At 65.0% G+C, this 12,717-nt stretch carries 14 protein-coding genes; 7 read left to right on the top strand and 7 right to left on the bottom strand.

Translation table 11 applies throughout. The features are described 5' to 3' along the window. Positions 1 to 66: 66 nt before the first annotated feature. From ABIC09_RS14625 to ABIC09_RS14595, 7 genes are all read left to right on the top strand, one after another. Positions 67 to 1,017 (top strand): sulfonate ABC transporter substrate-binding protein, encoded by a 951-nt coding sequence (locus ABIC09_RS14625; RefSeq protein WP_354109697.1) that lies wholly within the window; start codon positions 67 to 69, stop codon positions 1,015 to 1,017. Positions 1,018 to 1,055: 38 nt separating this feature from the next. Next, positions 1,056 to 2,009 carry a sulfonate ABC transporter substrate-binding protein gene (locus ABIC09_RS14620; protein WP_354109696.1) on the top strand — a complete coding sequence of 318 codons (954 nt, stop codon included), beginning with the start codon at positions 1,056 to 1,058 and terminating at the stop codon, positions 2,007 to 2,009. Next, a complete protein-coding gene (gene ssuD, locus ABIC09_RS14615) occupies positions 2,006 to 3,184 on the top strand; it encodes an FMNH2-dependent alkanesulfonate monooxygenase (protein WP_354109695.1) in 1,179 nt (392 codons plus the stop codon). Before ABIC09_RS14620 ends, ssuD begins: the two co-directional genes overlap by 4 nt. Further along, the gene (gene ssuC, locus ABIC09_RS14610) at positions 3,181 to 3,987 is read left to right on the top strand and encodes an aliphatic sulfonate ABC transporter permease SsuC (RefSeq protein WP_148755361.1); all 807 of its coding nucleotides are present in this window, start codon (positions 3,181 to 3,183) and stop codon (positions 3,985 to 3,987) included. Before ssuD ends, ssuC begins: the two co-directional genes overlap by 4 nt. A 7-nt stretch (positions 3,988 to 3,994) precedes the next feature. Beyond that, the gene (locus ABIC09_RS14605) at positions 3,995 to 4,843 is read left to right on the top strand and encodes an ATP-binding cassette domain-containing protein (protein WP_354082176.1); all 849 of its coding nucleotides are present in this window, start codon (positions 3,995 to 3,997) and stop codon (positions 4,841 to 4,843) included. Between the two features lie 31 nt (positions 4,844 to 4,874). Then, a complete protein-coding gene (locus ABIC09_RS14600; RefSeq protein ID WP_354109694.1) occupies positions 4,875 to 5,456 on the top strand; it encodes a flavin reductase family protein in 582 nt (193 codons plus the stop codon). Between the two features lie 97 nt (positions 5,457 to 5,553). After that, entirely contained in the window at positions 5,554 to 5,709 is a 156-nt protein-coding gene (locus ABIC09_RS14595; protein WP_187435338.1) for a hypothetical protein, read from the top strand. Between the two features lie 33 nt (positions 5,710 to 5,742). Here ABIC09_RS14595 and ABIC09_RS14590 read toward each other — a convergent pair whose 3' ends face one another. The 7 genes from ABIC09_RS14590 to sciP all read right to left on the bottom strand — a co-directional run bounded on the left by ABIC09_RS14590 (position 5,743) and on the right by sciP (position 12,668). After that, positions 5,743 to 6,891 (bottom strand): M20 family metallopeptidase, encoded by a 1,149-nt coding sequence (locus tag ABIC09_RS14590; protein ID WP_354109693.1) that lies wholly within the window; start codon positions 6,889 to 6,891, stop codon positions 5,743 to 5,745. A gap of 176 nt (positions 6,892 to 7,067) precedes the next feature. After that, complete coding sequence (gene flbD, locus ABIC09_RS14585; protein WP_354109692.1) at positions 7,068 to 8,453, bottom strand: sigma-54-dependent transcriptional regulator FlbD; 1,386 nt, start codon at positions 8,451 to 8,453, stop codon at positions 7,068 to 7,070. A 53-nt stretch (positions 8,454 to 8,506) separates the two neighbouring features. Continuing rightward, the gene (gene fliN / locus ABIC09_RS14580) at positions 8,507 to 8,857 is read right to left on the bottom strand and encodes a flagellar motor switch protein FliN (protein ID WP_148755366.1); all 351 of its coding nucleotides are present in this window, start codon (positions 8,855 to 8,857) and stop codon (positions 8,507 to 8,509) included. A gap of 3 nt (positions 8,858 to 8,860) precedes the next feature. After that, entirely contained in the window at positions 8,861 to 9,481 is a 621-nt protein-coding gene (locus ABIC09_RS14575; protein WP_148755367.1) for a FliH/SctL family protein, read from the bottom strand. After that, positions 9,481 to 10,572, bottom strand: a complete 1,092-nt coding sequence (fliG, locus tag ABIC09_RS14570) for a flagellar motor switch protein FliG (RefSeq protein WP_148755368.1) — start codon at positions 10,570 to 10,572, stop codon at positions 9,481 to 9,483. The genes ABIC09_RS14575 and fliG overlap by 1 nt, the downstream gene beginning before the upstream one ends. An 18-nt stretch (positions 10,573 to 10,590) precedes the next feature. Next, positions 10,591 to 12,204: a flagellar basal-body MS-ring/collar protein FliF gene (fliF, locus tag ABIC09_RS14565; protein ID WP_148755369.1), complete on the bottom strand. Its 1,614-nt coding sequence runs from the start codon at positions 12,202 to 12,204 to the stop codon at positions 10,591 to 10,593. 188 nt (positions 12,205 to 12,392) lie between these two features. Next, on the bottom strand, positions 12,393 to 12,668 hold the full coding sequence (gene sciP / locus ABIC09_RS14560) for a CtrA inhibitor SciP (RefSeq protein WP_002714638.1): 276 nt from the start codon (positions 12,666 to 12,668) through the stop codon (positions 12,393 to 12,395). Positions 12,669 to 12,717 lie beyond the last annotated feature (49 nt).

The raw sequence follows: 12,717 nt of genomic DNA, 5'->3' as shown, positions 1-12,717 counted from the left end.
TTCCCGCCCCGCACCATCATCCCCCCGACATGAATGATGGCGGCCGTACGCGGCCGGGAGCCTGGAATGCAGCGTCGTGACTTTCTGAAACTGTCCGTTGGAACGGCGGCCGCGGCAGCGTTCGCGCCGCGTGCGAATGCGCAAGGCGCTGTGAAGGAAATTCGTATCGGCTACCAGAAGACCGGCGTGCTGGTCATCACGCGCCAGCGGGCTACTCTAGAAAAACATTTCGCGCCGCAGGGCATCGACGTGAAATGGATCGAGTTCTCCTCCGGCCCGCCGATGATGGAGGCGATGAATGTCGGCAGCGTCGATTACGGTGCGGTCGGCGATTCCCCGCCTGTGTTCGCCCAGGCCGCGGGCGCGGCGATCGTCTATGCCGCCGGCCAGCCGATCACCAACGGCCAGGGCATTCTGGTGCCCAAGGACTCGCCGATCCGCTCCATTGCCGACTTGAAGGGCAAGCGCGTCGGCTTCACCAAGGGCTCGAGCGCGCACAATGTCGTGGTGCAAACGCTGGAGAAGGCGGGCCTAACCTACGCGGACATCACCCCCGTCTATCTGACGCCGCCGGATGCCGGTCCCGCCTTTGCCAATGGCAGCATCGAGGCCTGGGCAATCTGGGATCCTTATTTCGCGATCGGCGAGACCAGGCAGAACGGCCGCATCCTGATCAATGCGCGCGAGGTCACCAAGACCAACTCGTTCTACATCGCCAACCGCGAGTTCGCGAAGAACCACGGCGCGATCCTGCAACAGATCGTCGACGTCACCACCGCGACCGGTCAATGGGCCGAACAGCACCGCGACGAGGTCGCCAAGTCGCTGGCCGCGATCACCGGCGTCCCGCTGGAGATCCAGGCCGTCGCGGCCGATCGCGCCAATTTCGTGATCGGCCCCGTCACCGACGACATTGTCGCGACCCAGCAGGGCGTCGCCGACCGCTTCTACAAGCTCGGCCTGATCCCGAGGCCGATCGTCATCCGCGACATCGTCTGGCGCAGCACGGCGACCTGATCGTGCCAACCAATCTCCCCATTTCAAAAGGGTTGAACATGAGGCGTATCATTCAGCGTCTGATCGCGGCCATCGTGCTCTCGATCGGCATCGTCGCGGCGGCGGTCGGAACGTCCTACGGTCAGGACAAGGTGGTCCGCATCGGCTACCAGAAATACGGCAAGCTGGTGCTGCTCAAGAGCAAGGGCACGCTGGAGCCGAAGCTCGCGGCTGACGGCTACAAGGTGGTGTGGACCGAGTTCCCGTCCGGCCCGCCGCTGCTCGAAGCGCTCAATGTCGGCGCGATCGATTTCGGCAACACCGGGGAAGCCCCGCCGATCTTCGCGCAGGCCGCCGGCGCGCCGATCGAGTATGTCGCCTATGAGCCGCCGGCGCCGAAGGGCGAGGCGATCCTGGTGGCGAAGGACAGTCCGCTGAAATCGGTCGCCGATCTCAAAGGCAAGAAGGTCGCGCTCAACAAGGGCTCCAACGTGCACTATCTCCTGGTCAAGGCGCTGGAGAAGGCGGGCGTCAAATATTCGGAAGTTGAGCCCGTGTTCCTGGCACCTGCCGATGCGCGCGCCGCGTTCGAGCGCGGCGCGGTCGATGCCTGGGTGATCTGGGATCCGTTCCAGGCCGCAGCCGAAGCGGCGACCGGTGCACGCACGCTGGCTGACGGCACCGACATCGTCGCCAACTACCAGTTCTATTTCTCCTCGAGGAAATTCCTCGAGGCCAACCCGAAGATCGTCGATGCCGTGCTCGCCGAGCTGAGCTCGGTCGACGATTGGGCCAAGGGCGACATCCACGCGGTGGCCGAACAGCTGGCGCCGGCGATCGGCCTGTCCGTCCCGGTGGTCGAGGTCGCGTTGAGGCGGCAGTCCTATGGCATCAAGCCGCTCACCGATGCCGTCATCGCCGATCAGCAGCAGGTTGCCGACGCGTTCTTCGCGCTCAACCTGATTCCCAAATCCATCAAGATTTCCGACGTGGCGCGGAGACCAGGAACATGAGCAAGGTCATGAGCAAACAAAGTAACGCCAACATCCTCTGGTTCCTGCCGACCCACGGTGACGGCCGCTATCTCGGCACCGGCATCGGCGGCCGCGAGGTCAACTTCAACTATCTGCGCCAGGTCGCACAGGCCGCCGACCAGCTCGGCTATTTCGGCGTGCTGTTGCCGACGGGCAGGTCGTGCGAGGATTCCTGGGTGGTCGCGTCCTCGGTCGCGCCATTCACGGAGCGGCTGCGTTATCTCGTCGCTGTCCGTCCCGGCCTGCAATCGCCGACCGTGGCGGCGCGGATGACCGCGACGCTCGACCGCATCACCAATGGACGCCTGCTGGTCAACGTCGTCACCGGCGGCGATCCCGTCGAAAACAAGGGCGACGGCATCTTTCTCGGACATGACGAGCGCTACGAGGTCACGCGCGAGTTCCTCAACGTCTATAGCGACCTGCTCGCCGGCAAGACCGTCAATGTCGAGGGCAAGCACATCCAGATCGAGGACGGCAAGCTGCTGTTTCATCCGGTGCAGTCTCCGCGGCCGCCGCTCTATTTCGGCGGCTCGTCCGATGCCGGCATCGATGTCGCGGTCGACGCCGTCGACAAATATCTCACCTGGGGCGAACCGCCGGCGCTGGTCGCCGAGAAGGTCGCGAAAGTAAGGGACATCGCCGCCGCGCGTGGTCGCAAGCTGTCCTTCGGCATCCGCCTTCACGTGATCGTCCGCGAGACCAATGAAGAGGCCTGGAGCGCCGCCGACGAGCTGATCAAGCATGTCAGCGACGACACCATCGCCACCGCGCAGAAGAACTTTGCGCGGATGGACTCGGTCGGTCAGCAGCGCATGGCGCAGCTCCACGGCGGCAAACGCGACAAGCTCGAGATCGCCCCGAACCTCTGGGCCGGCGTCGGCCTCGTGCGCGGCGGTGCCGGCACGGCGCTGGTCGGTGACGCCCAGACCGTCGCCGCCCGCATCAAGGAGTATCAGGATATCGGCATCGATACTTTCATCATGTCGGGCTACCCGCATCTGGAAGAAGCCTATCGCTTCGCCGAGCTGGTCTTCCCGCTGCTTTCGCTGGAGCAGCCGGGCAACGTGACCAAGCTGCACTTCAATGGCGGTCCCTTTGGCGAGACGGTCGGCAGCGATTATCGTCCGCAGCATCGGGTGTCGCAATCATGAGTCTCATCGACAGCGTCTCTCTCCCGCGCAATTTTCGCCTGCCGCGTGTCGACGGACTGGTCCAATGGATCGTGCCGCTCGCCATTATCGCGATCTGGCAAGTGGCGAGCGTTACCGGCTTCGTGCCAGTGCGCGTGCTGCCGGCGCCGAGCGATGTGGCACTCGCCGGCTGGAAGCTGCTGCTCTCCGGCGAGCTGATCCGCAACATCTGGGTCTCGTTCTGGCGTGCCTCGATCGGCTTCCTGATCGGCGGCAGCATCGGTTTTGCCTTCGGGCTAGCGAACGGTCTGTCGCAGCTCTCCGCCAAGCTCACCGACACCACGCTCCAGATGGTGCGCAACGTGCCGCATCTGGCGCTGATCCCGCTGGTTATCCTCTGGTTCGGGATCGACGAGAGCGCCAAGCTGTTTCTCGTCGCGCTCGGCGTGTTCTTCCCGATCTACCTCAACACGCTGCACGGCATCCGCACCGTCGATCCGCAGCTGATCGAGATGGGCCGCATCTACGGCATGAGCGACGGCGAGCTGTTCCGCCGCGTCATCTTCCCCGGCGCGCTGCCGTCGATCTTCGTCGGCATCCGTTTCGCGCTCGGCATCATGTGGCTGACGTTGATCGTCGCCGAGACCATCGCGGCGTCCTCGGGCCTCGGCTACATGGCGATGCAGGCGCGCGAGTTCATGCTGATCGACGTCGTCGTGCTCTCGATCCTGATCTACGCCCTGCTCGGCAAGCTCGCCGACAGTGCCTCCCGCGTGCTGGAGCGCCTGACGCTCTCCTGGCACCCCGCTTTCCAGAAACGCTGAGAGTGACATGCAGACAGCCCTTCGGACCTCCCTTCCGGAAACCGAGCTCGCCAGCCGCGCCAATTTCGCGCCGGCCGCCCGTGTGGCGCGCGAGGACCGCCAAGAACGCCAAGTGCATACCAGCGGCCTGCCGCTCAGCATCCGCGGCTTGCGAAAATCCTTCGGTGACAATGAGGTGCTGCGCGGGATCGATTTGCACATCCCCGCAGGCCAGTTCGTTGCCATCGTCGGAAAGAGCGGCTGCGGCAAGAGCACGCTGTTGCGTCTCATCGCGGGCCTGGAAAAGATCGACGCCGGCAGCATCAGCTTCGGCGATGCGGCGATCCAGCCCGAGGATATCCGCGTGATGTTCCAGGAGCCGCGCTTGCTGCCCTGGGCGCGAGTGCTCTCCAATGTCGAGGTCGGCCTCGGCCGCGATCGTTCATCCGGCGATGCGCACGCGCGTGCCGAGAAGGCGCTCACCGAGGTCGGGCTCGTCGACAAGCGCGACCAGTGGCCGTCGGTGCTGTCAGGCGGCCAGAAGCAGCGCGTCGCGCTCGCCCGCGCGCTGGTCTCGCGCCCGCGCGTGCTGGCCTTCGACGAGCCGCTCGGCGCGCTCGATGCACTGACCCGGATCTCGATGCAGCGGCTGCTAGAGCGTGTCTGGCGCGACCAGGGCTTTACCGCGATCCTGGTGACCCACGATGTCGCCGAAGCGGTCGCGCTGGCCGACCGGGTGCTGGTGATCGACGAGGGCCGCATTGCCCATGATGTCATGGTTAACGTCGCTCGTCCCCGCGAGCGCGGATCCGCCGAACTGGCGAGCCTCGAGGGCTCGATCCTGAGCCACCTTTTGTCGGCGGACGATCGTACCTAAATAGAGAGGACCCCGCTTCGGGGAGCATGCCATGAATGTAGTCCCCCGCGAGCTCATGACCGAAATTCCCGTCTCGTCCGCCGATTTCCGCGGCGCCATGCGCCATCTCACCGGCGGCGTCAGCGTCATCACCGCCGGACGGGGCAAGGACATCACCGGCATGACGGTCACGTCCGTAACCTCGCTGTCGGTCGATCCGCCGACGCTGCTGGTCAGCATCAACCGCGATGCCTCGTCTTTTCCGCTGATCCGTCGCTACGGTGCCTTCGGCGTGAACATCCTCGCGGCCGATCAGCTCGACGTCGCGGAACGCTTTGCCGGCAAGGGTAGCCTGAAGGGTGCCGATCGTTTCGCCGGCGCCCAGTGGGTCACGGCTGTCTCCGGCGTTCCGCTGCTGGTCGGTGCCTTGTCCGCCGTCGATTGCGAGGTCGAGGAGATCGTCGAGCGCCATTCGCACGGCATCGTCATTGGCCGCGTCAGGGACATCAAGAATTCGGCCCGGACCGCGGCGCTCGCCTATTGGCACGGCCAGTATGTGGCGGTGGATCAGGACGAGGATGCCGCAAGGCTCGCCGACGTCAGCGTTCCCGCGCGCGGCCGCCGCGGCGTTTGATCGCCGCAGGCATTAGGCTGCGCAGGCTGGCCTTTTCTCCCTCATCGCTCTAGAAGCGCCTTGAGCCTTCTATCCGGGACGGCCATGGAGCGGAACGATGAAGCGCGTCGGGACCTGGGCCTTCTACGCCGTCGGCGCGCTGGCGATCGTTTATCTCGCGCTTTACGCCTATGCGATGCTCCGCGGCCAGCCGTTCGTGCCGGGCGATCCCATCCATATTTTTCGCAAGCCCGACGCGCCGAGTTATTCGTGACGGATTTGTCTAACCCACCTACCGCACCAACATTCACCCCCGCAAAATCGCCAGCGCCAGCGCCTGAGCGCGCGGCACGATGCTGTCGAGCTCGAGATATTCCTCGGGCGAATGGGCGAGCCCGCCCACCGGCCCGACGCCGCAGATGGTCGGCGTCCCCACCGCGGCGGTGAAGCCGGAATCGGCGCAGCCGCCGGAGAACTCGCCTTGCAGCGTGGTGAGGCCGGCCTGCTTTGCGGCGGCCTGATAGTTTTCGAACAGCGCCTTCGAGCTCTCGCTCTGCACCACCGGAACGAACTCGCCTTTGATCGTCAAGGTCGCGCTGGTGCCCGGCACGTAAGGCGTCGCGATGATCCGTTCGATCTCGGCCATGACAGTGGCACGGTCCTTTGGATCGACGTAGCGCATGTCGATCTGGCCCTCGGCGTAAGGCGCCGTGGTGTTGACCGACTGGCCGCCCGAGATGAGGCCGACGTTGAGCGTGATGCCCTTGGTGAGATCGGTCAACGCATGGATCTGGATGATCTTGTGCGCGAGCTCGCCAATCGCGCTGACGCCCGCGGCGAAATTGGCGCCGGAATGCGCTGCCTTGCCGGTGACGGCCATATGCATGAAGATGCCGCCCTTACGGCTGGTGACGACATTGCCTGTTGGCCGGCCCGGCTCGGAATTGAAAACGGCGCGCGCAGAGCGCCCCTCGCGTTCGATCACCGGCCGCGACGAGGGCGAGCCAATCTCCTCGTCCGAGGTGATCAGCAGCTTGATCGGATGCGGGTTGCCGCCGAATTTGTAGAAGGCGGCGGCGACGAAGATGTTCATCACGACGCCGGCCTTCATGTCGGCGACGCCGGGTCCATAAGCGCGCTTGTCCTTGATGGTGAACGGACGACGTCCGGCCTCGCCCTTGCCGAACACGGTGTCGCGATGCCCCATCAACAGCACCGGCTTCTCGTTGCTGCCGGGCTTTGCCACCTCGGCATGGATCGCATCGCCAAACGTGCCGTGGCTCTCCCTGCGCGAGGGAATGCCGTGCTCGGCAAAATGTCGCTCGAACCGCGCACCGACCGCATCGACGCCTTCCTTGTCATAGGATCCGGAATCGATGTTCACGACATCGCGCAGCAGATCGATCATCGCCTGCCGCTGCGACGCCAACCAATCCGTGATTTGAGCTTCAGACATCTGGTTCCTCGCGTGGGTCACGTGCGGGGTTATAGGGCCTCGCGTCGTCATGGCCTAGTCGCGTGGCGCGGCCCGGTCATGCGAAGGATGCTGTTGAGGTTGGCACCCCTGCCCTAGAAGCAAAGACGCCCGGGACCAGCCCGGGCATTTGCATTCTCTCGCTATCGACTGGAGCCCTACGCTCCCACCATCGGCATCCGCGGATACTCACCTGGCGTGCCCGCCGGGGTGATCGGGATGCCGCCGTCGGAATATTCATTGAGCTTGTTGCGCAGCGTGCGGATCGAGATGCCCAGGATGTTCGCGGCATGGGTCCGGTTGCCGAGGCAGTGTTTCAGCGTCTCCAGGATCAGATCGCGTTCGACGTCGGCGACGGTGCGCCCCACCAGCGCCCGCGTCACCTGCTCGGCGGCCATGGTCGCGTGCGCCACCGCCGGCACTGTCTTGGCGAGATCGAGGCGATCGCCGTCCGGGGTGAGGATCGCATCGGGTCCGATCTCGTCGCCCAGCGCCATCAGCACCGAGCGGTGCATGGTGTTCTCGAGCTCGCGGACGTTGCCCTGCCAGCGGTTGGTGGAGAGCACGCGGCGCGCTTCCGCCGAGATCGGCCGCACCGGCACGCCGTTGGCTTCGGCATATTTCTTCACGAAATGCTGGGCGAGCTCGAGAATGTCGGCGGGACGCTCGCGCAGCGGCGGGATCTTCAGGTTCACGACGTTGAGGCGGAACAGAAGGTCCTCGCGGAACGTGCCTTCGCGCACGGCTTCCACCAGATTGCGGTTCGAGGTCGCGATGATGCGGATGTCGACCGCAACAGGCTTGGTGCCGCCGACGCGGTCGATCACGCGCTCCTGGATGGCGCGGAGCAGTTTTGATTGCAGGCGAACGTCCATCTCGGAGATTTCGTCGAGCAGCAGCGTGCCGCCGGTGGCTTCCTCGAATTTGCCGATGCGGCGGGCGATCGCGCCGGTGAAGGCACCCTTCTCGTGGCCGAACAGCTCGGACTCCAGGAGATGCTCGGGGATCGCGGCGCAGTTGATCGAGATGAAGGGCCGCTTGGCGCGGGCCGAGCGGGTATGGACGTAGCGGGCCAGCACTTCCTTGCCGGTGCCGGATTCGCCGGTGATCATCACCGAGGCGTCGGAGCCCGCGATCTGCTGGGCAAGCTTGACGACGCGCGCCATGGCTTCGTCGCGATAGATCAGCTCGCGGGAATCATTGGCCACAGCGGCCAGCACCGCCGCGATCAGCTCCGGATCCGGCGGCAGCGGGATGTATTCCTTGGCGCCGGCGTGGATCGCGGCGACCGCGGCGCGGGCGTCGTTGGTGATGCCGCAGGCGACGATCGGGGCGTGGATGTGCTCGGCCTCGAGCCGCATCACGAGGTCGCGGATGTCGAGGGCGACGTCGACCAGCAGCAGGTCGGCGCCCTTACCGCCGCGCAGCACGCGCATCGCCTGCTCGTGATCCTCGGCGTGGGTCACGGTGGCGCCGTTCTCCATCGCGATCTTGGTGGCGGTGGTGAGCTGGCCCTTCAATGTGCCAACGATGAGAAGCCGCATGTCAGTCTCCTGTCCGTCTGTTCGCGCTATCGCGCGTCATTCCTTTGCAAGCGCTAGCTGCGTTCGGTCCTGATGATTTCAGTCATGGTGACGCCGAGCTTGTCCTCGACCAGCACCACCTCGCCGCGGGCGACGAGCTTGTTGTTGACGTAGATGTCGATGGCCTCGCCGACGCGGCGGTCGAGCTCCAGCACGGTGCCGGGCCCGAGCTTCAACAGCTCGCCGACATCCATCTTGGAGCGGCCGAGCACCGCCGAGACCTGCACCGGCACGTCGAAGACGGCCTCGAGGTCGGCGGCGACGCGCGAGGCATATTCGTCCTCGCTGTAGCTCACATCGGTGCCGGTCGGCGGCAATGGGCCGTTGAGGTCGGGCAGCGGGACCTGTCCGTCGTTGTCGCTCATGGCTTAATTCCCCCTGCGGGACGCGATATAGCGTCCGACCATGTCGTCGATCTTGGCCGCGATGGCGCTGCGCTCCAGCACGACGCCGCCATCGGCCCATTCGATCCGGCAGTCGCCGGTGGCAATGTCGGGCTCGGCCAGGATCACCAGCCGTCCTTCGAATCCGCTCTGCTTGGCGAGCCGCTCGATCTTCTCGCGCGCGCTGTCGTAGAGCGCGTCGTTGATGCGGACCACGAGATGCGGGGTGGCGACCAGATGCGAGAAGCAGTCCTTGACCAGCGCCATGATCTCGCCGAGCGGCTCGGCGGCGACCAAGTCGGCGCACAGCTTGCGGGCCACGGCGACCGCGACGTCAACCGCCTCGGTCTCCATCTTGCTCTCGATATTGCCGATGCCCGACGCGATGCCCCGGATGCCGATGTTGATCTCTTCCATGGCGAGCGCGACGCGGCGGTCGCTCTCGGCCTTGGCCTCGCGCTGGCCTGCGTCAAAGCCGTCCTGATAGGCGCGCGCTTCGGCTTCCGCGAGCTTCTGCGCGATCTCGGCCACGGTCGCGGCCTTCTCGCGCGTCCGGTCGGGTGCGGCGAAGTCGGTGTCGAACAGGAATTTGGCCGGAGCGCCCATCAATACACCAGCTCGTCGTCGGCGCGGTTCTTGGTCAGCATGATCTCGCCCTTGGCAGCGAGGTCCTTGGCGAGGTTGACCAGCAGTGCCTGGGCCTCGTCGACGTCGCGCAGGCGAACCGGGCCCATCGCCGCCATGTCGTCCTGGAGCATCTTGGCCGCGCGCGAGGACATGTTGCCGAAGAAGAAGCTGCGGACGTCCTCGTTGGCGCTCTTCAGCGCCACGCCGAGCTTGTCCTTGTCGACGTTGCGCATCAGCGTCTGGGCCGAGCCGGAATCGAGCTTCACGAGGTCGTCGAAGGTGAACATCAGCGCCTTGATGCGCTCGGCCGATTCCCGGTTGTCCTCTTCCAGCGAGGTGATGAAGCGGGTTTCGGTCTGGCGGTCGAAATTGTTGAAGATCTCCGCCATCACCTCGTGGGCGTCGCGGCGACGGGTCTGCGAGAGGTTGGACATGAATTCGGTACGCAGCGTCTTCTCCACGCTCTCGATTACCTCCTTCTGCACCGCCTCCATCTTCAGCATGCGGTTGACGACGTCGAGGGCGAGGTCCTCGGGGAAGATGCCGAGCACGCGCGCGGCATGCTCCGGCTTCAGCTTCGACAGCACCACCGCGATGGTCTGCGGATATTCGTTCTTGAGATAGTTGGCGAGAACCTCTTCCTGCACGTTGGAAAGCTTCTCCCACATGTTGCGCCCCGCGGGGCCGCGGATCTCGTCCATGATGCCGTTGACGCGCTCGGGCGCCAGATATTGCTGGAGCAGCCGCTCGGTGGCGTCGAAATTGCCCATCAGCGCGCCGGACGCCGACATGCGTGAGACGAATTCGAGCAGCATGTCCTCGACCGTATCGACCTCGACGGTGCCGAGAGTCGACATTTCCAGCGAGAGCTGGCGCACCTCGTCATCGTCGAGCAGACCCCAGATCTTGCCGCCATATTGCTCGCCGAGCGCCAGCATCAGGATCGCCGCGCGTTTCGGCCCCGCCACCGCTTCGGTCTTGGCGCCCGCGCGGCTGCCGGCACGCTGACCGAGCGTGGAGATCACGCTGGTGATGTCGTTCGAGTTGGCGTTTTGCCGGTTGCCGGCCATGTCAGTTCACTTCTCGAATCATTTCGCGGGTTCGGTCAGCCATTGACGGATGATGGCGACGGTTTCGTTAGGGTTGCGCTCGGCGAGCTCGCCGACGCGGTGAACGGACTGGGCGTGGACTTGGCCTTGGACGGTGGCGACGTCGATCGCGCTCGCGGCGCCGCTCGGCAGCAGCGCCTGGCCGCCGGCCGGTGCGGCCTCGTCCAGGGCGGCGGGGCCGGTGAGGGCACCGGAGATGGCGGCGGCAACCTCCTCGGAGGCGAGGATGCGCTTCACCAGCGGGCGGATCACCATGAACATCACGATCAGGCCGAGCAGCATCATCACGCCGAGCTCGACGAAGTACATGACGTCGTCCTTGGTGAACTGCAGCATGCCGAGGAAGCCGCTTGGCTCGGCGATCGGGGCGGTGGAGGGGGCATCGGCAAAGCGCAGATTGACGACCTCGACCTGGTCGCCGCGCTTCTGGTCGAAGCCGATCGCCGAGCGCACCAGGGTGGCGATGCGGTCGAGCTGCTCCTTGGTGCGGTCGGTGTAGGCGAGCTCGCCCTTGTCGTTCTTGGTGTAGATGCCGTCGACCAGCACCGCGACCGAGATGCGGTTGACCCGGCCGGCCTCGGTCACTTCGGTCTTGGTGGTGCGGGAGATCTCGTAATTGTTGGTCTCTTCGGTCTTCTTGCTCTGGTCCTTCGCCGCCGGGCCGCTGTTCTGCTGCTGGCCGGGGAGCTCGTTGTTGACCGTGACCTGGCCGTTATTGTCGGCGGTCATGCTCTGCTCTTCGCGGGTCTGGCTCGAGCGCAGCACGCGGCCTTCGGGATCGAACTTGTCCGAGGTCTGGGTGACCTTGTTGAAGTCGAAATCGGCAGAGAGCTGGACGCGGGCGCGCCCCGAACCGACCACGGAGGAGACGATGTCCTCGACCTGCTTGCGCATCCGCTTCTCGTAGGCGGTGCGGCGCTCGTCGCCGACCGCCTGCTCCGGATCGGTCTGGGCACCATCGGCAAGCAACGAGCCGGCTTCGTCCACGATCGAGACCCGCTGCGGCTTCAAGCCGTTGACGGCGGAGGCGACGAGGTGGCGGATGGCGCGGATCTGCTGGGCTTCGAGCGATCCACGGACCCGGACCACGATCGAGGCCGACGGCTCTGGCGCCTCGCGCGAGAACAGCGGACGCTCGGGCAGCACGAGGTGGACGCGGGCGGCCTGGATCCGGTCGATGGCGCGGATGGTGCGGGCGAGCTCGCCCTCCAGCGCGCGCAAATGATTGATGTTCTGGACGAAGGAGGTGGTGCCGAGCGCGTCGGACTTGTCGAACACTTCATAGCCGACCCCGCCGCCCTTGGGCAGGCCGCCCTCGGCGAGCTTCATCCGCAGCCGCGTCACCTTGTCCTTCGGCACCATGATGACGCTGCCTTCATTGCGCAGCTCGAACTGGATGCCCTGGCGCTCCAGGTCCTTGATAATGCCGGAGGAATCCTCGACGCTGAGGTCGGTGAACAGCGTCGTCATCTGCGGCGTGGTGACGCGCATGATGACGAAGGCAAAGAAGCCGATGAGCGCGGCGGTGACCGCGATCATCGCCCCGAAGCGGGCGGCGCCGATACCTTTTAAAAAGTCCGCAAGACCTTGCAAGCAACCGCCCCGAAGCTTCGACCCGCAACTGAGCGGCCGAGTGGGCAATTATTGCCTAGGTGATGGTTTCGATATGGTTAACGAAGGTTAAGAGCTCGGACAAAAGTAGCGCCAAAACGAAACATGAAAAAAATCGGCCTCGCACAGCGGGGCCGATTTTCGTCAAAAGCAGCAGATTTCCGGGTTGCTTACTGGCGATATTGCTGGATGCGGGTGGTGCGAAGGCCCGCCAGACCGTGCTGGTCGATGGAAAACTGCCAGGAGAGGAATTCGTCGACCGTCAGGGTGTACCGGCTGCAGGCCTCTTCGAGCGAGAGAAGTCCGCCACGAACTGCGGCAACGACTTCAGCCTTGCGGCGGATGACCCAGCGTTTGGTGCCGGGGGCGGGCAGATCTGCAATCGTCAGCGGACTGCCGTCCGGCCCGATGACGTATTTTACCCTCGGGCGATGGGGTTCTGTCATGGCGTACTCACAAACTCTCAACCACTGAACTCACTTCGCAACCGTACGC

The organism is Bradyrhizobium sp. S3.12.5 (assembly GCF_040548225.1).
Classification (GTDB): Bacteria; Pseudomonadota; Alphaproteobacteria; order Rhizobiales; family Xanthobacteraceae; genus Bradyrhizobium; species Bradyrhizobium cytisi.
Note: the sequence above shows the minus strand (reverse complement) of the source record. Positions and strands in the feature narration are given on the sequence as shown.

Excerpts from the sequence above, each read along its gene's own strand:
- ABIC09_RS14620 (WP_354109696.1), top strand. The coding sequence starts at position 1,056 with ATGAGGCGTATCATTCAGCGTCTGATCGCGGCCATCGTGCTCTCGATC.
- fliN (WP_148755366.1), bottom strand. The coding sequence starts at position 8,857 with ATGAGCGACAACGACGGACAGGTCCCGCTGCCCGACCTCAACGGCCCA.
- fliG (WP_148755368.1), bottom strand. The coding sequence starts at position 10,572 with ATGGCCGGCAACCGGCAAAACGCCAACTCGAACGACATCACCAGCGTG.
- ssuD (WP_354109695.1), top strand. The coding sequence starts at position 2,006 with ATGAGCAAGGTCATGAGCAAACAAAGTAACGCCAACATCCTCTGGTTC.
- flbD (WP_354109692.1), bottom strand. The coding sequence starts at position 8,453 with ATGCGGCTTCTCATCGTTGGCACATTGAAGGGCCAGCTCACCACCGCC.
- ssuC (WP_148755361.1), top strand. The coding sequence starts at position 3,181 with ATGAGTCTCATCGACAGCGTCTCTCTCCCGCGCAATTTTCGCCTGCCG.
- ABIC09_RS14595 (WP_187435338.1), top strand. The coding sequence starts at position 5,554 with ATGAAGCGCGTCGGGACCTGGGCCTTCTACGCCGTCGGCGCGCTGGCG.
- ABIC09_RS14575 (WP_148755367.1), bottom strand. The coding sequence starts at position 9,481 with ATGGGCGCTCCGGCCAAATTCCTGTTCGACACCGACTTCGCCGCACCC.
- ABIC09_RS14600 (WP_354109694.1), top strand. The coding sequence starts at position 4,875 with ATGAATGTAGTCCCCCGCGAGCTCATGACCGAAATTCCCGTCTCGTCC.
- ABIC09_RS14605 (WP_354082176.1), top strand. The coding sequence starts at position 3,995 with ATGCAGACAGCCCTTCGGACCTCCCTTCCGGAAACCGAGCTCGCCAGC.
- ABIC09_RS14590 (WP_354109693.1), bottom strand. The coding sequence starts at position 6,891 with ATGTCTGAAGCTCAAATCACGGATTGGTTGGCGTCGCAGCGGCAGGCG.
- ABIC09_RS14625 (WP_354109697.1), top strand. The coding sequence starts at position 67 with ATGCAGCGTCGTGACTTTCTGAAACTGTCCGTTGGAACGGCGGCCGCG.
- sciP (WP_002714638.1), bottom strand. The coding sequence starts at position 12,668 with ATGACAGAACCCCATCGCCCGAGGGTAAAATACGTCATCGGGCCGGAC.